The sequence below is a fragment of the Streptomyces sp. NPDC046335 genome (assembly GCF_055587985.1).
The window spans coordinates 139,702-158,748 of the sequence record NZ_JBVJFF010000003.1; the positions used below are offsets into that span (position 1 = coordinate 139,702).

11 protein-coding genes are annotated in these 19,047 nt (G+C 74.5%); 8 read left to right on the top strand and 3 right to left on the bottom strand.

The window, feature by feature from the left end; all coding sequences use genetic code 11:
- Window positions 1-13: 13 nt before the first annotated feature.
- On the bottom strand, window positions 14-565 hold the full coding sequence (locus ACZ6JY_RS07580; protein ID WP_469193242.1) for an FHA domain-containing protein: 552 nt from the start codon (window positions 563-565) through the stop codon (window positions 14-16).
- Window positions 566-708: 143 nt separating this feature from the next.
- Here ACZ6JY_RS07580 and treZ point away from each other — a divergent pair, with 143 nt between their 5' ends.
- Window positions 709-2,454, top strand: a complete 1,746-nt coding sequence (treZ, locus tag ACZ6JY_RS07585) for a malto-oligosyltrehalose trehalohydrolase (protein WP_469193244.1) — start codon at window positions 709-711, stop codon at window positions 2,452-2,454.
- Between the two features lie 18 nt (window positions 2,455-2,472).
- On the opposite strand, the gene ACZ6JY_RS07590 is transcribed toward treZ, so the two are convergent.
- On the bottom strand, window positions 2,473-3,105 hold the full coding sequence (locus ACZ6JY_RS07590; protein WP_469193246.1) for a PDZ domain-containing protein: 633 nt from the start codon (window positions 3,103-3,105) through the stop codon (window positions 2,473-2,475).
- A 75-nt stretch (window positions 3,106-3,180) separates the two neighbouring features.
- Window positions 3,181-5,385: a germacradienol/geosmin synthase Cyc2 gene (gene cyc2 / locus ACZ6JY_RS07595; protein ID WP_469193248.1), complete on the bottom strand. Its 2,205-nt coding sequence runs from the start codon at window positions 5,383-5,385 to the stop codon at window positions 3,181-3,183.
- Window positions 5,386-5,616: 231 nt separating this feature from the next.
- Between cyc2 and ACZ6JY_RS07600 the strand changes: the two genes are divergently transcribed.
- The 7 genes from ACZ6JY_RS07600 to ACZ6JY_RS07630 are packed head-to-tail and all read left to right on the top strand — an operon-like array spanning window position 5,617 to window position 19,002.
- A complete protein-coding gene (locus ACZ6JY_RS07600) occupies window positions 5,617-6,105 on the top strand; it encodes a hypothetical protein (protein WP_469193250.1) in 489 nt (162 codons plus the stop codon).
- A 51-nt stretch (window positions 6,106-6,156) separates the two neighbouring features.
- Window positions 6,157-8,334: a tetratricopeptide repeat protein gene (locus ACZ6JY_RS07605; protein WP_469193252.1), complete on the top strand. Its 2,178-nt coding sequence runs from the start codon at window positions 6,157-6,159 to the stop codon at window positions 8,332-8,334.
- Window positions 8,331-14,177, top strand: coding sequence for a CHAT domain-containing protein (locus tag ACZ6JY_RS07610; RefSeq protein ID WP_469193254.1), 5,847 nt, complete (start codon window positions 8,331-8,333; stop codon window positions 14,175-14,177). Before ACZ6JY_RS07605 ends, ACZ6JY_RS07610 begins: the two co-directional genes overlap by 4 nt.
- A complete protein-coding gene (locus tag ACZ6JY_RS07615; RefSeq protein ID WP_469193255.1) occupies window positions 14,174-14,533 on the top strand; it encodes a hypothetical protein in 360 nt (119 codons plus the stop codon). The genes ACZ6JY_RS07610 and ACZ6JY_RS07615 overlap by 4 nt, the downstream gene beginning before the upstream one ends.
- Complete coding sequence (locus tag ACZ6JY_RS07620) at window positions 14,526-14,957, top strand: nucleotide exchange factor GrpE (RefSeq protein WP_469193257.1); 432 nt, start codon at window positions 14,526-14,528, stop codon at window positions 14,955-14,957. Before ACZ6JY_RS07615 ends, ACZ6JY_RS07620 begins: the two co-directional genes overlap by 8 nt.
- Window positions 14,954-17,095 (top strand): Hsp70 family protein, encoded by a 2,142-nt coding sequence (locus ACZ6JY_RS07625; RefSeq protein ID WP_469193259.1) that lies wholly within the window; start codon window positions 14,954-14,956, stop codon window positions 17,093-17,095. Before ACZ6JY_RS07620 ends, ACZ6JY_RS07625 begins: the two co-directional genes overlap by 4 nt.
- Window positions 17,092-19,002 carry an Hsp70 family protein gene (locus tag ACZ6JY_RS07630; RefSeq protein WP_469193261.1) on the top strand — a complete coding sequence of 637 codons (1,911 nt, stop codon included), beginning with the start codon at window positions 17,092-17,094 and terminating at the stop codon, window positions 19,000-19,002. Before ACZ6JY_RS07625 ends, ACZ6JY_RS07630 begins: the two co-directional genes overlap by 4 nt.
- Window positions 19,003-19,047: the final 45 nt, after the last annotated feature.

A 19,047-nucleotide genomic window follows, 5' to 3' on the forward strand; every position in this document is an offset into this window, starting at 1 on the left:
CCCCGTGCTGCCCTCAGGCCACCGCGAGCCGGAAGCTCATCTGCCCGAAGCTGACCTGGTCGCCGTCCTGGACGACGGCGGCGCCGATCACCCTGCGGCCGTTGACCGAGGTGCCGTTGGTCGAGCCGAGGTCGCGCAGCACCCACATGCCGCCCTGCCTGCGCAGCTCGGCGTGGACCCGGGAGACCGTGTCGTGGCTGAGCCGCAGTCCGTTGGTCGGCTCCCTGCCTATGAGGAGGGGACGCGAGGTGTCGGGGGCCGGCAGGAGCAGCTTGGGCAGACGCTCGGACTGCCAGGCCCTGCGCAGCTTCATGGTGAATCCGGAGACGGCCTCGACGCCGCCCAGCACCTTGCGCGCCCACGGCTTCTCGGTCCGCAGGTCGGCGGTGAGAGCGGCGAGTTCGTCGGGCCTGCTGGCGGCGAGGACACGCTCCATGCGCCGCACGAAGGTGTCGTGCGAGAGTCGGCCCGAGGCCGCGCCCTCCTTGAGTGCGTCCAGCGCCCGGTCGCGCTCGACGTCCGTCACCCGCGCGGGGTACGTGGAGAACTCGAAAGAGGATGTCACCTGCCGATTGTCGGGCAACGCCGCCCCGGGTGTCCAGAATGGGTCGGGCGGCGGCCGATCGATCACTTCGGCCCACGGAGCAGGGGCTCCTGACGCACCATGGGACACAGGTGTGCCGGACAGCGGACGAGGGGGAACCGTCGGTGAGGTTCGAGGTGTGGGCGCCGGAGGCCGAGCGGGCCGTGCTGGATTGCGCGGGTGCCGGGCGGGCGATGGAACGCGTGCGCGGGCGCGCGGGCTGGTGGTCGGCCGAGGCCGAGGCGGCGGACGGGACGCGGTACGGGTTCTCGCTGGACGGCGGCCCGACGCTGCCGGACCCGCGTTCGCGGCGGCAGCCTGACGGCCCCGACGGACTGAGCGCGGTCGTCGACCACGACAGGTACGCGTGGCGGACGCCGTGGGCGGGACGCGGGGTGCGGGCCGCGGTCCTGTACGAGCTGCACGTGGGCACGTTCACGCGCGAGGGGACGCTCGACGCGGCGGCGGAGCGTCTGGGGCACCTCGCGCGGCTCGGCGTCACGCATGTGGAGCTGATGCCGCTCTGCCCGTTCCCCGGCCGCCACGGCTGGGGCTACGACGGGGTGTCGCTCTGGGCGGTGCACGAGCCGTACGGCGGCCCCGAGGCGCTGAAGCGTTTCGTCGACGCGGCGCACGCGCACGGACTCGGCGTGATCCTGGACGTGGTCCACAACCACCTCGGGCCCTCGGGCAACCACCTGCCCGCCTTCGGCCCGTACTTCACGAAGAGCCACCAGACCCCGTGGGGCGCGGCGGTCAACCTGGACGCGCCGGGCTCGGACGAGGTGCGGGCGTATCTGACCGGCAGCGCGCTCGCCTGGCTGCGGGACTACCGGATCGACGGGCTGCGGCTCGACGCGGTGCACGCGCTCGTGGACACGCGCGCGTGCCACTTCCTGGAGGAACTGTCCACGGCGGTCGACGCGTTGGCCGGTGAGCTGGGCAGGCCGCTGTCCCTGATCGCCGAGTCGGACCTCGGCGACCCACGGATCATCACCCCGCGCGAGAGCGGCGGCCTGGGCCTGCACGCCCAGTGGAACGACGACTTCCACCATGCGCTGCACACCGCGCTGACCGGTGAGGGGCAGGGGTACTACGCGGACTTCGCGCGGGCCCCCCTCGCGGCGCTCGGCAAGACGCTGACGCGTGGCTTCTTCCACGACGGGACGTACTCGTCGTTCCGCGGGCGCGCGCACGGCCGCCCCGTGGACCGGGCGCGGACGCCCGCGTACCGCTTCCTGGGCTACGCGCAGACGCACGACCAGATCGGCAACCGGGCGCAAGGAGACCGGCTCTCCGCCTCCCTGACCCCCGGGCTGCTCGCCTGCGCGGCGGCGCTCACGCTCACGAGTCCCTTCACGCCCATGCTGTTCATGGGTGAGGAGTGGGGGGCGTCGACGCCGTGGCAGTTCTTCACGGACCACACCGACCCCGAGCTGGCCGAGGCCGTACGCCGGGGCAGGCGCAGGGAGTTCGCGGAGCACGGCTGGGCGGAGGAGGACATCCCCGACCCGCAGGACGCCGCGACACGGGACCGGTCGTGCCTCGACTGGTCGGAGCCGGACGGCGGCGACCACGCCCGCCTGCTGGCCTGGCATCGCGAGCTGATCGCGCTGCGGGCCGCCCGTGGTGACCTGACCGATCCGGACCTGGCGTCGGTGCGGGTCGCGTACGACGAGGCGGCGCGCTGGTTCGCGTGCCGGCGCGGTGATCTGCGGGTCGTCCTGAACCTCGGCAAGGAGGCCGCCGCGATCCCGCTCGGCGGGAACCACGCGCGCGTGCTCGCCGCCTGGGAGCCCGTCGAGGCCCCGGGCGCGGACGGCGTGCTGCGGCTGCCCGGGGAGTCGTGCGCGGTCCTGGCAGCCGTCTAGGGCCGGGGAGCCCGCCGGTCAGGTCACGACGCCCGGCCTGACCCGGATGAGCTGCTGTCCCCCTGTCGCATGGCGGACCGTCAGGGTCACCGCTCTGCCCGGCCGGGCGGCGGCGACCCTGGCGGCCAGTTCGGCCGCGGAGTCGATGCGGGACCGGCCGAGGGCGAGCAGGGTGTCTCCGCGTGCGAGGCCCGCGGTGTGGCCGGGCCCCGGGACGTGCAAGCCGACGACGAGGGCGCCGGGGCCGCGCGGAGCGTCCACGGCTTCGATGCCGAGGGTCGCGGTGCGGGCCGGGGGCCGGGGGTTCCGCGTGGGCTCCCGCTCCCGGTCGGCGGCCGGGTGTCCGGCGCCGCCCATGGCCCTGGTGTCCGCCGCTCCCGCGCCCTTCGCCACGGCTTCCCCCGCCGCTCCGCCGGGACCTGTCATTCCGGCCCGCTCCACGGCGGCCCCCGCCTCCTCCCGCATCTCCGCGAGCCTGCTCGCCCCGATGACCGTGGCGCCGACGGTGCCGATGCCGACCCCGCAGACCACCAGGAGGACGGCGGCGCCCAGCCCGGAGAGCAGGGCCGCCAGGCGCCTGCCGCGGCGCTTCACCCCGTCATGGCGGTGGCCGTGACTTCGCCCGGGGTCGTCACCCCGGCTCCTGGGCATGCCGGAATGTTCCTGCCCCGGCATCGGCTTGGGCCGCAACGCACTGTGTTCCATGGCTGACCTCCGCGCACAGCCCTACCCGGCGCACCCCCGCGGTGACGCCTCACGAACGGGTGACGTCAGACCGGCCGGTGAGGGGGCCTTCGGCGCCAGATCGGGTACGAAGCCGTGGGCCCGCCTCGCCAGGTCCTCGGCGCCGTACCTCCGGCAGTCGCGGTGCCAGTTGAGGATGCCCGACAGCCAGTTCTGCAGCTCCACGACGTAACCGTCCATGGTGGCGCGTGCCTCGGCCGACAGATGGAAGTCCTCGTACAGGACGGGGAACTCGTGCTCGGCGACGTGCTGGAACTGCCGCATGCGCTGGGTCATCAGATCGTGGACGATGCCGAGCGCGGTCGGGTAGTCGCAGCCGAAGAAGTTCTGCACGACCAGGATGCCGTTGTGGATCTCGCCCTCGTACTCGATCTCCTTCTGGTACGAGAAGACGTCGTTCACGAGCATCGCGTAGTCCATGGCGGCGTTCTCCAGCGACCCGACGGGGCCGCTGCGGTAGACCTGGGGCGGCACCGACGGGCCGTGGCCCATGCGGCACAGACTCATGGTGAGCTCGGAGCCGAAGGTGGCGCGGCGCATCTCCAGGTAGTCGACGGGGTCGGGAATACGGTTCTGGAGCTGGTTGGCGAGCTCCCACAGCCAGCTCTCCGTCATGACGACGACGGTGCCCTTGACGGTCCGGCGCTGCCGCGCGGTCATGTTCCTGGTGGTGCGCAGCCACAGGTCGGTGAGGCCGCGCTCCATGCCGTTCGCGGGGACGGTGACGGCTTCGCCCCCGATCGGCATGCATCCGGCGAGGCGCTCGGTGCAGATCTTCGCCGCGGCGAAGTCACGGCGGTGGCCGAAGACGAGCGGGTAGTAGTCGTCGCCGTAGGTGCCCCAGGCGAGCCACTGGGAGCTGAGGTCGAGGGCTTCGGGCGTGCCGTCCGGGTCGAGGCCCGCGGCGCACAGCGGAAGGTCGTAGGCGTCGAGCTTGTCCTCGTCCCAGACGCCCTCCGCGAGGATGCCCATGCGTTGCGACCAGGTGGTGACGTGCCGCCGGGCGGCGTCCAGGTGCGGGTTGAGACGTAACGGGAACGGCATGTGGAAGTCGGGCAGCAGCGAGGGCCCCACCTTCTGGAACGGCACGTGCGTGTAGGCGCGGAACCGTTCCGCGCCCGCGGAGGCGAGCAGCGCACGGATGTCGGCGGCGGAGGTGCCGAGGCCGGTGGGCCCGGCGAGCGGTGAGGTGGTGAGGGCGCCCTCGTTCATGTACCGGCTGGAGCGCAGGTGCCATGCGTGGCCGCCGGTCTGCCAGTCCTGGAGCCCTCGCGTGTACGCGGCCACGGCGGCGACCTCGGATGGCGTGAGGCCCTTCTCCAGGGCGAGCGCGGGCACTTCGGTGAGGGCGGTGTGCTCGAACTGGTGCAGGCGTGAGGTGAGGATGTCGTTGACCGTGTCGGCGGCCTCCTGCGTCGTACAGCCGAAGAAGGTCTCCAGGACGAGTACGCCGTTGCTCAGCTCGCCCTCGTCGTGGACCTCGCGCTGGTACGAGAAGAGGTCGTTGCGCAGATGGACGCCGTCGGAGAACGTCTCCATCAGCACCCGCAGCGGCCTGCTCCCCGCCACGGCCGCCGGGACCTCGGCGGTCGCGTACTCCACGAGCCCCGCCGACCAGGGGGCGCCGCCCACCTTGCGGCGCATCTCGATGTACTCGACGGGGTTGGCGATCCGTCCTTCGTTGATGTTGGACAGCTCCCACAGGGACTCGTCGAGGAGGTGCTCGGTGGACTCGGCGAAGCGGCGGCGCCAGTCGGCGGACATCGCGGGCACCGTGCGCGCCCACAGGTCGGCGAGGCCCGCCTCCACCGGATTCTCCGGTTCGGGTAACGGGGTCGCGAGGTCCATCGGCATGAAGAGGGGCAGGCGGTCCAGGTGGGCCTTGCCTGCCGGGCGGTCCTGGCTGCGTTTGTACATGTCGAGGAAGTGGTCGTCGAAGAAGAAGACCCACACGTACCAGTCGGTGATCAGTGACAGCGCGGGGCCGTCGCAGTCGGGGTGGGTGTACGCGCACAACAGGCCGTAGTCGTGCGCGTCGAGGTCGCTCTGCTCCCAGATGCCGGACCCTTCCAGCATGCCCATGCCGCGCGCCCACCGGGAGGAGTGCGCGCGCGCCTCGTCGAGGTGGGGATTGAGCCTCGCCGGGTACGGCATGTAGAAGTGCGGCAGTTCGAACGGCTGCGTCATGGCCCCGCCCTACCCGGGGCTCTCCGGGACCATCCGCGTGGTTGCCGATGATCGCACCATCGCGTGAACAGGGGGCGCGGCGGGGCGCGTCGAGGGCGCACGGGGAGCAGGGGCGGCGGCCCCGGTGCGCCTCGCCGAGGCACCGGTCCCCCGGTGAATCACCGGTTTCCCTTCGGGCCCTCGGCTCACGCCCCTAGGCTGCGGTGCACGTCCCCGGAAGGAACAGCCTCCATGACCGACGTGCCCCTGCGAGCGGAACTGCTCCTCGACCCAGAGGTCCCCGACGGCCTCGCCGAGGAACTCGTCGCCGCGCTGGCCGGGCTCGGCTCACCGCCCGTCCGGATCCGCCGCGCCATCGACCACCGCGGTGCCGCGGACATCCCCTGGGTGATCCTGGCCTCCCTGCCGCTACAGGCGTTCCTCAGCGGTCTGGGCGCGGAGGCGGTCAAGGACGCGTACACCACGTTCAAGGGGCTCGTACGGAAGCTGGCGCGCCCCGCGTCGCCCGCTCCCGGCACCCTCGGCGAGGCGCGCGAGGCGCGGCCGCTGCTGCTCCAGGACCCGGTGGGCGGGCTGAGCATCGTCCTTGAGGCCGACCTGCCCGCCGAGGCGTACGAGCGGCTCGTCGGACTCGACCTGACGGCGTACTCGGTGGGACCGCTGCACTACGACCGCGCCCAGGGACGCTGGCGCTCGGTCCTTGACGAGGCCGCCGGCTGATCGCCGGCCGAAGGACGCGGCGGTGCGTTCGCCGTGGAACGGGGACTGACTGTGACTGCGCAGATCGCGGCGGAGCTCGGCCGCGCGGAACAGGCGTGCGCCGCCGGGGAGAAGGCCCTGGCCGCCGGGGACACCGCGGCGGCGGAGGCCGGGTTCCGGGAGGCGTTGACGGGCACGGGGCCCGGTGCCGAGGCCGCCGCCGGGCCCGACGCCGACACGTTGGAGCGGCGTGTCGCCGCGCGGGCCCGTACCGGCCTTGGGCGGGTGCGGCTCGCCGCCGGGGAACTGGACGAGGCCGTGGCGGAGTTCGAGCGGGCGCGGCGGCTGCGGCCCACGGCCGCCGGGCCGCTGCACTGGCTGGGGTGCGCCGCCGCGCACCGCGGTGACCTCGCCGCCGCCGAGCGCCATCTCACCGCCGCGCTGGCCTGCGCGGTCCCGCACGGCCGATCCCTGGTGCAGCGCGCGTATGTGCGGGCCCGCGCGGGTGACCCGGCGGCAGCCCTCGCCGACCTCCGCGAGGCGTCCCGCGGCGCACCCCTGGACGACGAGGCCCGCTGGCTCCTCGCCGCGCTGTCGGGCCGCTCCGACCGCGAGGTGGCCCTGCGGCTGCGCCGGGCGGCGCTCACCGGGCTGCTGGACAGCACGGGAGACGCGGGCGGAGACGCAGAAGGAGCGTGGCAGCGGGCCTGCGCCCTGCTCGACGCCTCCCGGGGCCTGGACAGCGACCCCGGCGGCTTCGCGCCCCTGCACGCCGTGGTGCTCGTACGCGGCGGACGGCGCGCGGCAGCCGTGGAGCTGCTCGACGCGGCGGTCCGGCGCGACCCGGCAGACCATCGCGTGTCCCACACCTTGGCGCTCGCCCTGCTCCACTCCCCCGAGGACACGGACGGCCGGAAGTGGGAGCGGTGCGTCGCCGCGTGGGCGGCCGTGCTGCACGACGCGATGTTCTGGGAGCGGCTGCGGGCCACCGCGGGCCGGCGGTACGGCGTGCCCGTGGAGGAGTCGCTCGTACCCGTGGTGCGCGCGGGGCTCCGCGAGCTCATCGAGCGGCGGATGCCCGACGACTCCGGGGCGCGGGTCGCGCCGGGACCGCTGCTCCAGCGCGAGGCCGACGCGGCGAAGCTGCTCGCGGCCGTGGGCGGCTTCCCGTCCGCCGACGGCGGCGGGGTGCCGTTGTTCTGCGGGCCGCTGCGGGTGGCGGAGCTGGGCAGGACCGCGGAGTTCGGGGCGTTCGCCGCCGCGCACGAGGCCCGCGCCCTCAAGGCGGCGGCCACCGTCCCGCCGGGATCCACGGCCACGGGCACCGCGCCTTCGGCCGCGAACGCCTCACCCGCATACGTCTCGGCCTCGAACGCCTCGCCCGCGAACGACTCCCCCGCGTACGCCTCCCTCACGTACGCCTTCTCCGAGCTCGGCTTCGCGCAGCTCCTGCTGGGCCAGGGCAAGCCCGCCGACGCGCTCGCCGCCCTGTCCGAGCTGCGCTGCCCCGGCTGCCGGGCGCGGGGCAGCGGCCCCGGCGCGGCGGCCGTGTGCGAGCCGGGGTGTACGCGCTTCGACGAGCTGAACCCCGGGTACGCCGGGCTCGTGGACAAGCACCACAGGCTCGTTCTGGACGCGCGCGGTCTGGCCCTGGAGGCGCGGCTCAGCATGGGCCGCGCCGAACTGACCGCGCCACGGCCCGACTTCCCGGCGGCCGCCGCGTACTGGCGGCGCGCGCTGGTCCACAGCCGCGAGATCGAGCGGTACCGCGAGACGCAGACCGCCATCGTCGACATGGCGCTCGGCGCGGCCCGCGAGGCCCACCGCGACGGGCGGCTGAGCCTCGCGGTCGCCACCCTGGAGACGACCCGTTCGGTGATCGGCGCCAACGAACGCGGGCGACTCGAAGGGCAGTTGGCGCGCGTCCTCGCCGACCGCGGCATCTCCGTGGCCAACGGCCAGGAGGAGCCGCTCGACGGACCCGCCGCCGATCTGCGCCGCTCCGTCGCGTTCAACCCGCATCTGCTGCGGGCCCAGATCAGCCTGGGCATCGTGCTGCGCGGGCTCGCCGCGGCCCGCTGGAGCTCGGGCAGCCTCTCCGGCGCGCGGGCCGCCCTGCGCGAGGCCATCGACCAGCTCACCGCCGCGCTCGGCCACTTCCCCGACGACCCCGAGCTGGAGGAGCAGCGCGAGGCCGCGGTCGCCGATCTCGACCACGTGATGTGGCAGCCCGACGAGAGCGAGCGGTGACGGCCGTGCTCACGTACGAGGAACTGCGCATCCGGGTCCGCCGCGTCGGCGCCGCCCGCTATCTCGTGACGGCGAGCGGCCCCGCGTCGGCCGCCGAGATCGTCGCCGTCGGCCGGGAGCCCGCGGACTTCCGCCGGCAGTGGGACCGGCTGATCGCCGCCGAGCTCGGCCGGGCGCCGATGGGCGAGCAGCACACCGTGGCGCAGCTCAGGGAGCTGGGGCGCGGGGTGTTCAAGCTGCTGTTCGGCGAGCCCGGCAGGGCCGGGGAGAAGACGGGCGCGGCGGAGGCGGCGTGCGAGGCGGTCGGGGCGCACGTCGGGGCCTGCGTCGACGCGTCGCTCGGCAGGGCCCAGCGGATGCGGCCGTCGCGCGGCCTGCGGCTCCGCTTCGATCTGCCGCCCGAGCTGCGCGACCTCCCACTGGAGGCGCTCTGCGCGCCGCCCGGCAGCCCTCAGCAGTCGCTCGCCCTCAACCACGGCTACTCCCTGGCGCGTTCGCTGCCCGGCGGGCCGCTTGGCCAGCGCCTTCCGGACTCCGCCGACGAGCCGAGCCTGATCAGGCTCCTGGTGGCCTGCGCGTCTCCCGCCGGTCTCGCGCCGCTGCGGGCCTCGGCGGAGATCGCCGCCCTCCGGCACGACCTGCCGGAGGTGGCCGTGCAGACGACGGTGGTGGAGCGCGCCACGCGCGCGAACCTGGAGTCGGCGCTCGCCGCCCACTCCGAGCTGCCCACGGCCGTCCTGCTGATCGCCCACGGGACGTACGACGACGAGCTGGGCAAGGGCGTCGTGTCCCTGGAGACGGAGGGCGGCGGTGTCGACCGCGTGCCCGCCGACCTGCTCAGCGCGATGCTCCTGAAGGCCCAGCGGCTGCGCCTCGTCGCGCTCAACCTCTGCTCCGGGGCGGACAGTTCGCACCTGGAACCCTTCTCCGGGCTCGCGCAGGCGCTGATCGGTGACGGTGTGCCCGCCGTGGTGGCGATGCGCGGGAAGGTCAGCGACGTCTCGGCGGGCGCTTTCAGCCCGGAGCTCCTGAAGGGCATCGCGGCCAACAAGACGATCGACGAGGCCATGGCCACCGCGCGGCTGCGCATCTCCCACCAGCCGGAGCACACGGCGGTGGAGTGGGCGACGCCCGCGTTGTTCCTCCACGATGAGTGCAGGCAGGGCTGGCTGTTCAAGGCGCGCGAGGTGCGGGACGAGGGCGGGGCGGTCGCGGACCCGCTGAACGAGGGCGCGGCCGCGCTGGAGGCCTTGAACAGCAAGTTCGGTCACGTCGACTCGACCGTACTGATCCGCGCGGCGCGCCATCTGCGGGACCTCGGGCTCTGGGAGCAGGTCCAGCGCACCCTGCGCACGCCGACCCGGCAGTACGCCGACGAGCAGCGGCGGATGCGGGCCGAGGCCGCCTTCGAACTGGCCTGGCCCGAGATCGAGAAGCTCTGCGAGCTGCTGGCCGGGGAGCGGGACGCGGCGGGCGCGGCGGCCCAGCTCGCGGTGGTCGGCGAGCGCCTGCCAGGACCGGCGCCCGCCTGCCTCGCGGCGGAGGTGGCCGGTCTGCGGCGGATGGCCGCGCTCGTCGACGAGGGGCGGGCCGCGGAGGCGGCGGCGGACTGGACCACCGCCATCAGCCGCTACGAGGAGGTGCTCGCCGCGTGGCCCGGGGGGCCTCGGGACGTGGCGGCGCGGCTCGCCGCCGCGCGCGACGAACTGCATGTGGCGCGGACCCTCGCCGCCGCCGAACAGGCGCGGAGCGCAGGGGACTTGGCGACCGCCGCCCAGGCCTACGGGACCGTCCTCGCCCTGCGTCCTGGCCATGCCGAGGCCCGGGCCCGTGCCGCGTACGTGGCGGGCCTGGCGGCCGAGGAGCGCGAGGACTGGCGTGCGGCGGAGTCCGCGTACGGCGGGTGCGGGGGCCTGGACGACGCGGCCGAGCGCTCGGCGTACGCGCGGGGCCGGGCGGCGGCGCAGGACGGGGACTGGCCCGCGGCGCGGGAGGCGTTCGCGCGGGCGGGCCAGGACCGCTGGTGCGCGTACGCGGCGGGGCGTGCGGCGGACGCGGTGGCCGACTGGGCGACGGCGGTCCGGGCCTACGAGGCGGCCGGCTTCCGGGACAGCGCGGTACGGCTCCTGTACGCGCGGGGCAGGGGCGCGGCGGAGGCGGGCCGCGCCGTCGAGGCTCTCGCCGACCTGTCGGCGGCCTCCGCGGAGGGCTGGGACACGGAACCGCTCCTGAGCGATCTGCGCCACCACGTGTACGAGTCCGCGCTCACGGCGACGGAGGCGGGCGACTGGCGCACGGCACTGGAATCCCTCGCCCCCATGCCCGCGGGTTACCGCGCCACCGATTCCCTGCGCCGGTACGCCGAGGGCCGCTCGGCGATGGCGGAGGGCGACTGGGCAACGGCGGAGAAGGCGTTCGGCGATGCGTCCGGGGAGACCGGGCCCGGCGAGGCGTCCGGGGAGGTGGGGCCCGGGGACGACACAGCTTCGGTGGACACGGACGGAAACGGCGAGGCCACGCCGAACTCCCCCGTGACCGGCACGGCTGTGCGGGACACCGCCGGAAACAGGCGGGCCACGGACACCCCGCCGAACGGCGGCAACGGCACAGCCCCGCCGGGCTCCGCCAGAACCGGCACAGCCGCGCCCGGGTTCGGCGTTGCGGATGGTGTGCCGGCGGATGCTCCGTACCTTCGCGCGTACGCGCGGGGCCGGCTCTGCCAGGAGGTCGGGCGTTGGTCCGAGGCCCTTGCCCACTTCGCGGGGCTGCCTTCCGAGGTACTGGACGTGCCGGACCGCGTGCTGTACTCGCGGGGCCGGGCCGCCGACGAGCGGGGCGAGTGGACCGGGGTCATCGACGGCTTCGGCCGGCTGCCCGACACGTACGCCGACGGCGAGGTGGGCGTACGCCGACGCTACGCACGCGCGCGTGTCGCCGCCGATCTGCGCGGCGACTGGACGGCGGTCCTCGGCCTGCTCTCCGGCGTGCCGGACGGAGCACGTGAGGGCACGGTGTCCGCCCTGCGCCGCAAGGCGGAGGGCCGCAGGGCTGAGGAGGCGGGCGACTGGGCGGGGGCCTGCGAGATCTACGCGGGGGCGTTCCCGCGGGGTTCGGCGGACCCCGGCCCGGGAGCGGGCCCCGGCCCGGGAGGGGACGAGCCCACCCGGCTCTACCGGTACGCCCTGGCCCGCGCCCACGAGCTGGCCGGGCGTTGGCAGGATGCCGACGGACTCTACGGAGCGCTGCCCGACGACTGGGCCGACGCCCCGGCCCGGCAGCGCTACGTACGGGCCCGCATCGCCGAAGCGGAGGCCGGCACGAGTGAGGCGTGGCGGCGGGTTGTCGAGGCGTACGGGGCGGTGGACGGGTCGCTCGGCGTCGACGCGGACACGCGGGGGCGGTACGCGCGCGTGCGGCTCGCCGAGGCCGAGGGGGACTGGGCCTGCGTCGTGCAGGAGGCCGAAGCCCTCGGCGGGCACCGGGACGCGCCCGCGCTCGCCGCGTACGCCCGCGGGCGCCTCGCCGACGCCCACCAGGAGTGGCAGCGGGCCGCCGAGGCGTTCCGGCGGTGCCCGGGGCACCGGGACGCCGACGCCCATCTCGCCTACGCCGAGGGCCGGCTACGGGAGGCCGCGGGAAAGTGGAGCGGCGCGGTGGCCGCGTACGAGAGGGCCCTCGGTGTGCTCGACCGCGCCGACGTGCGGTGCCGCAGGCTGCGGCGGCTGATCGGGCTGCTGCCCTGGGCGGACGGTCTCACCAGCGCCCCCCTGGTGGCCGACCCCTTCGCGGTACGGGACCAGGCGTTCCCGTACCTGGCCCTGCGGGACGCCGGCGTGGACCCCGGCGCCTCGATGGACGTCGTCAAGAACGCCTCGTACGCGCTGCTCGAACGCGGTTCGATGTCCTGGCACGAGCGCGTCGCCCTGGAGCGGCTGCGGCTGCCGGGCCGGCGGCTCCAGCTCGACGCCCTGCTCTACCGCTGGCACGCCGCCCCTGACCTGCGGGACGCCCTGGCCCAGCTCTCCCCCGACGAGGGCCCCGCGCTCCTGGAAACCCTGTGCGAACGCTTCCCGCAGGACGCCCCGCTGCTGCTCCTCCTCGCCAGGGACAGGGAGGCGGCGGCCACCGAGTGGGAGCGGCGGCTGCGGGCGGCGCCGGGCGACATGACGGTGGTGCACGGCCTCGCGGTGGCCCGGCTGTGGCAGGCGCAGGAGCTGGAGCAGAGCGGTGCGTGGGAGCACGCGGTGAGCGCGTGGGAGGCCGCGCTCGTGTACTGGGCGACCCTGCTGAGCGACGACGAGTACTGGGACGGCTGGTGTGCCGAGCGGGCCGCCGCGTACGAGCGGGAGCTGACGCCGGAGGACATGGCGGCGCTGCGCTGGGAGCTGAACCAGCACCTCTTCGGGCAGCTCTCGGGCTTCGAGCAGCGCCACACCGAGCAGGGCCGGCCCGAACAGGCCGCCGGTTACCAGGCGTTGGCGGGCCTCCTGGAGTCGGAGCTGGGCGGCGCGCGGGTCCTGAAGGACGTGGGTGGCCTGCCGTCCGTGCCGGGCGCGGGCGCCACGCTGGCGTGCGGCCCGCGCTATCTGCGGCTGCTGCGGCTCCAGGCACCGCTGGGCGACCTCGTCGCGAGCCTGGACGCGGCGGCGCAGCAGGGCAAGGACCCCGGCGAGTACGCGGTGCGCGAGCTGCGCTGGGCCTTCTCGGAACTCGCGCGGAGCTTCGCGCTCTCGGAGGTCCGCAAGTTCGAGCAGGCGCTGCGCGAGCTGCCCGCGCTGCGCACGCTGACCACCCTGCCGGAGGACTGCGCGGGCCCCGCCTCGTCGGCCGGTCACGCCGAGGAGTGCGGGCACTGCCTCGCCTTCCTGCGGGACAACCCCGCCTACGTCCGGCTGCCGCGCCGCCACGCCCGGCTGCTCCAGGACGGCGTGGAGCTGGCCGTCCACGTCCGTCTCGCGCTCGGCAGGACCGCCCTGACGCGCGGCGACGGCGGCCTCGGCACGGCTCTGGAGCAGTGGGCGGAGCTGGTGAAGGTGTCCCGCAGGGCCGGTATGCAGGCCCGGTCCAAGAAGGCCGTCATCCGTACGGTGCTCGGCCGCGTCGAGGCGCTGTCCGCCGAGGAGGGGCCACCGCTCGGCCCGGCCCTGGACGAGGCCGTCACGCTCGTCGAGTCGGCGGTCACGGTGCTGCATCCGCTGGACCGCGAGCTGCTCGGGCAACTGCACGCGAAGCTGTCGGCGTTGCTGTCCCTGCGCGGGGTGTGGCGCGGCTACACCCGGACCAAGCACGGCATGCGCTGCGACGTGTACGGCGCCGAGGCCGACCTGCGCCGCGCGCTCGCCCTCAACCCGGAGTCGAACCACGCCCGCGACAACCTGGCGCGGGCCCTGGTGTTCACGCTGGACGAGCGTACGTACGAGGTGCCCGAGCGCCTGGAGCTGCTGCACGAGGCGCTCGGGCTGCTCGACGTGGGCCTCGGGCAGGCCCTGACGCACCGCTACCGCGAGACGCTCGGCGAGGCCCTGGACGAGATGGAGAAGCTGCTGACCCGGCACCTCGGTGTGGGCGGCATGGGCGACCTGATCCGCAGCGACGGCCAGGAGACGCCGCCGGACGACGAGGATCTGCCCGCCTGGGCGGCGGAGCTGACCGACAAGGCGGAGCTCGCGCTGAGCCGCGGGGACATCCTGTGGGCGCTGCACCACCTGTTCCGCGCCACCCGCGCGGAGCCCACGAACAGCCGGATCAGACGGGCGCTCCTGGACGCGGTGCGCCGCTGGCACACCGAGCTGAGGCCCGGCAGCAGGGCTCCCGAGAACCGAGCAGGAGGCAGTGTCGCGTGATCAAGGACCCCGAAGCGAGCTGGGAAGGCCCCTTCCCCTACGACGCGCTCGCCCCGGCCGGCGTGACCCCCTGGACGACCCACGCCGACATGCGGGACGTCTCCTTCGAGCTGCTCGCCCGGCATCTGATGACGCCGGTCACCCAGCAGGCCTGGGACGAGCTGCGCGGCGTACGCCGCAGGCTGCTCGTCGATCTGCTGTTGTACGACGTGGACATGGAAGCCGAACTGCCGCAGGCCGCGGCGGAAACCGACCGGGAGCTCGCCTTGGAATCCACCCAGCAGGGCCCGTCGCCGCACCCTCTCCCGGAGGCCGCCGCGCGCCTCGTGGCCGACCTCGTCCGCTTTGATGTCTGATCCCACGGCCCGGCTCGCCTACGAGCACGCCCGCGACCTGGCGGCCCGTGACGCCGCCCATCAGGCGCTCACCGAGCGGCTGTTGCTGCGCTGCGCCGATGTGCTCGACTCCTTCGACCGGCTCCTCGCGGACGGGGCCGCCGGCGACGTCGTCACGTACCGCAGGAGCGTCGCACTGATCGCGGGGCAGCTGGAGACGGCCCTGGCCGAAGAGGGGCTCGAACAGGTGGGGCGGCCCGGCGAGCGGGCCGAGCCCGCGACCCACCACGTGACCGAGGCCCGTGCCGTGCCGCCTGGCGCGGCCGCGGGCGAGGTCCTGGAGATAGTGCAGCGCGGTTACCGGTACCGGGGGCAGGTGCTGCGTGCCGCCCGGGTGGTCGTCGCCGCGGGCGGCGAGACGGAGCAAGGAACGGAGCGGGAATGAAGGCCATCGGCATCGACCTCGGCACGACCAACAGCGCTGTCGCCGCCCACGATCCGCACCGCGCGGACATCGCGGTGCTCACCAACAGCAAGGGCGAGCGGCTCACCCCCTCGGTCGTCGGCGTCATGCACCGCGACGGCAAGGACCAGCCGCTGGTCGGCGAGGACGCGCTGAACTGGGCGATCATGCAGCCCAAGGAGACCATCGCCTCCGTGAAGCGCCTGATGGGGCGGGACTTCGCCGACAGTTCCGTGGCGCAGGCGCGCGACCGCATGAGCTACGAGATCGTCGCGGGCCCCGACGACGACCCGCGCGCTCACGTGGTGCTCGGCGGTCGCGCCCGCACCCCCGCCGAGATCTCCAGCGTCATCCTGGACAAGCTGGTCAGGGACGCCTCGCGCACCCTCAACGAGCCCGTGACGCACGCCGTGATCACCGTGCCCGCCTACTTCCGCGACGCCCAGCGCGCCGCCACGCGCGAGGCCGCGGAGAAGGCGGGCCTGGTGGTCAAGAAGATCGTCGACGAGCCGACGGCCGCCGCCGTCGCCTTCGGCCTGCACAAGCCGGGCGGGGCGCGCAGCCGGGTCCTCGTCTACGACCTCGGCGGCGGCACCTTCGACATCTCCGTGCTCAACGCGGTCAAGGACCAGGAGGGCAGGAGCCAGTTCCAGGTGCTGCGCTCGGCCGGTGACATCTGGCTGGGCGGTGACGACTTCGACCTGGCCATCGTGGAGCGGATCATCGCGTGGATGCGCGAGGAGCACCACGTGGACCCGTCGGGCGACAAGGCGTTCCTCTTCCACGCGAAGAAGGCCGCCGAGCGCGCCAAGCGGGAGCTGAACGACCTGGACGAGACGTACATCGTGGTCCCCGCGGCCTACCGCGGCGAGAACGGCGTCCTCGACGTCGAGATGAAGCTGACGCGCGCCGAGTTCAACGCGATGATCTCGCCGCTGGTGAGCAGGACCATGGCGCTGGTCCAGGAGACCCTCGCGCGCTACGAGCTGTCCACGGACGACATCTCCGACGTCCTGCTCGTGGGCGGCGGCACGCTCACCCGGCCCGTGTACGAGGCGGTCGAGGCGTTCTTCGGCGTGGCCAAGGTCCGCAGGAACATCAACCCCATGGAGTGCGTGGCCTTCGGCGCGGGCGTCCTCGCCGAGACGCTGCACGGCGTGGAGTGCTCGGACCCGCAGTGCGCGAAGGTCAACGAGTACGGGGCGGTCGCCTGTTCGGCCTGCGGCCGGAGCCTGGCCGACGGGCGCTCCAGGGGCGACACGGGCCTGTACGAGTCGACGCCGATGGCGATGGGCATCGCCGCGATCAAGGGCAGCCAGCGCGACGTGTTCGTGGAGATCATCGAGGCCGGCTCGCCGTACCCGCTCTCCGAGCCGCGTCAGCGCACCTTCCACGCCACCGACAGCCGCCGTATCCGGGTGCCGGTCTACGAGGGCGACAGCAAGGTGGCGAGCGAGAACCACGAGCAGGGCGTGGTGGAGTTCGAGCTGCCGCAGGAGATCGAGATCAACCGCCAGGTGGACGTCTCCTTCAACTACTCCGCGGACCGCATCATCACGGTGAAGGTCAGCGTGCGCGGCACGGACATGGTCCTGGAGGCCACGCCCAACCGGGAGAAGCCCCGCACCCCGCCGCCCGAGCCGGTGGAGGAGCTGGACAGCGCGGTCCTGCGCGAGCAGCTCGCGTTCGCCGAGCGGGAGGCCGACAACTTCCTGAAGCGGTACGGGCCCTACATCGAGCCGGTGCAGGCGATGAAGGTGCGCCGTGACATCGAGCAGGCGCAGCGGGCGGTGGCGATGGGCGACAGCGGCGAGTACAAGCGCCTCACCGAGCTGCTGCTCGACGACATGTACCGCCAGTGCGGCCTGGCGAGCCAGTTCCGGCAGGCGGAGCTGGCGTCGGAGGGTGCGCCGCCGGAGACGGTGCGGCAGATCAACGAGGCGGTGGAGTACGTCAAGCAGGCCCACCGGCAGGGCAACCGCGTCACGACCGCGCAGCAGGCCCGCAATCTGGTCAACCTGGTGGCGGTGGCCCAGTCGGAGCGTGCCGTGCCCGCGCTCCCCGACCGGCCCGACTACGAGGGCATCCTGCGGTTCGCCGAAGAGACGGCGGGCGGATGACGCAGGCGCGGCAGGACGGCCGCCCCGCGCCGGGGGCGGCCCCCGTCAGCCTGGGCATCGACTTCGGCGCCACGGGCCTGCGGGCGCTCTTCGCCCTGCCCGAGGGGCCCGGCCGGCGCCTGGAGCCTGCGGAGGAAGGGCCGTGGCTGCTGTGCGAGCCGGCGGAGACGGGCACGCTGCCGGTGACGTTCCCGAGCCTCAAGAGCCGCCTGGGCAGCGGGCGTCCGGTGCGCACCCCGGAGGGGGCGGCCGACGCCGACCGGATCGTGGTGCGCAGGCTGCGGTCCCTGCGCGAGCGCGTGGAGGCGGCGGCGCCCGGGCGGGTGGCGCAGACCGTGATCAGCGTGCCCGCGCGGTTCGGCTCGGCGCAGCGGGCGGCCCTGCGGGACGCGGCGCGCGAGGCGGGCCTCGAACCGGCGCGCCTCGTCAGCGACTCCATGGCCGCGGTGATCGGCCACACCACAGAGCGGGACAGCGGCACGTGCCTGGTCTACGGCATGGGGTACGAGGGTTTCGAGCTCGGCCTGATCCGCAGCGTGCGCGGCCACTTCCGCTCGCTCGGCTACGAGGGCGGGACGACGTCGGGGGGCCGCGCGTTCGACGCCGAGCTGCTGTCCTCGGCGGTCCGGCTGCTTCCGCGCGGCGGCGCGTGGCGGGCCGGGGGCCCCGACACCTCCGTATGGCAGGGCCTTCGCGCGCGCGGGCAGGAGGCGCGCGAGGCGCTCGGCAGGCCGAAGGGGCCGCCGGCCGCGGTGCTCGGGCTGCGGTTCGGCGGGGGGCCGCCGCTTCAGGTGCGGATCGACCGGCCCGACTTCGACGCGTACGTCGACCGGCATGTGCGGCGCACCCTGGACCGGGCGCAGGCGCTCCTGGACCGGGCGGGGATGCGGCAGGAAGACGTGGACACGCTGCTCCTGGTGGGCGGCAACACGCGGATGGAGCAGGTGCGTTCGCGGGTCGCCGGGCTCGGGCCGCGCTGTGTGCGGGCGAGTCCCGAGCTGCTCGCGCTCGGCGCGCTGAAACACGCGGTGCGGCTCGCGGGCGGCGCCGCGTCCTCGGGTCCCGCGGCCCTGGAGGAGGGCCCGCTGGAACCGGCCGCGCTCTCCCACGACACCCTCTCCGACGCGCCGCCGCTCACGGCGACACTGGTGGGCGGCGAGGGTGAACGCCCGTCCGTGGACGCGGCCCGCCGCCACGACGCCGACGAGCTGGACTCCGCAGGACAGCGTTCCGTGCAGCCTCCGGTGCGCGACCCGCGCGTCGCGCACGATCCCCATGAGGCCCATGAGGCACGCGATGTGGAGCGGGCGCGGCTGCTCGTCGGGCAGGGGCGGACGGGCGAGGCGTCCGCGTTGCTGCGCGAGATCATCGCGGAGGCGCAGGAGCTGCTCGACGACCTGGACCGTCCCTCGCCCCCGCCCGAGCCCGCGCCCCTCGCGGAGTCCCGGCCCGCGCCGGTGCTCGACCGCACTTCCCGGCGGCAGCTCGCCCGCGCGCAGGCGCTGCTCTCGCTCGGCCACTACGACCATGCCGTGCAGGCCGCGCACATCGCCTGGCAGGACGCGGCGACCAGGCCGGCCGGCGCGGACATGCTGGACGCCATGATCGACGTGCACTGCGCGGCGGCCATGGCCGACATGTCCCCCGAGCACTTCGCCGACGCCGAGCGGTGGCTCAACTGCGCGTACGGCCACGATCCGACGAACGTACGGGTACGCGGCCTGCTCGCCGAGCGCACCTACCGGCACGCCGTGGAACTGGACCGGCGCGGCGAGCGTGATGAGGCGATTGAGGCCCTGGGGAAGTGTCTGACGTGGGATCCTGAACACGCCGACGCCGAGGCGTTGTTGCGGCGGCTGAACCGTGACGGCAGGAACCGGCGTGGCAGAGGGGACGTCCTCGGATGAAGGGCACGGCCCCCACCTCATGAGCCACCCCGCGAGCCAGGAGGA

Bases quoted from the DNA above. Each gene is read 5' to 3' on its own strand.
- ACZ6JY_RS07590 (WP_469193246.1), bottom strand. From the start codon at position 3,105: ATGCCCAGGAGCCGGGGTGACGACCCCGGGCGAAGTCACGGCCACCGC.
- cyc2 (WP_469193248.1), bottom strand. From the start codon at position 5,385: ATGACGCAGCCGTTCGAACTGCCGCACTTCTACATGCCGTACCCGGCG.
- ACZ6JY_RS07600 (WP_469193250.1), top strand. From the start codon at position 5,617: ATGACCGACGTGCCCCTGCGAGCGGAACTGCTCCTCGACCCAGAGGTC.
- ACZ6JY_RS07620 (WP_469193257.1), top strand. From the start codon at position 14,526: ATGTCTGATCCCACGGCCCGGCTCGCCTACGAGCACGCCCGCGACCTG.
- ACZ6JY_RS07625 (WP_469193259.1), top strand. From the start codon at position 14,954: ATGAAGGCCATCGGCATCGACCTCGGCACGACCAACAGCGCTGTCGCC.
- ACZ6JY_RS07630 (WP_469193261.1), top strand. From the start codon at position 17,092: ATGACGCAGGCGCGGCAGGACGGCCGCCCCGCGCCGGGGGCGGCCCCC.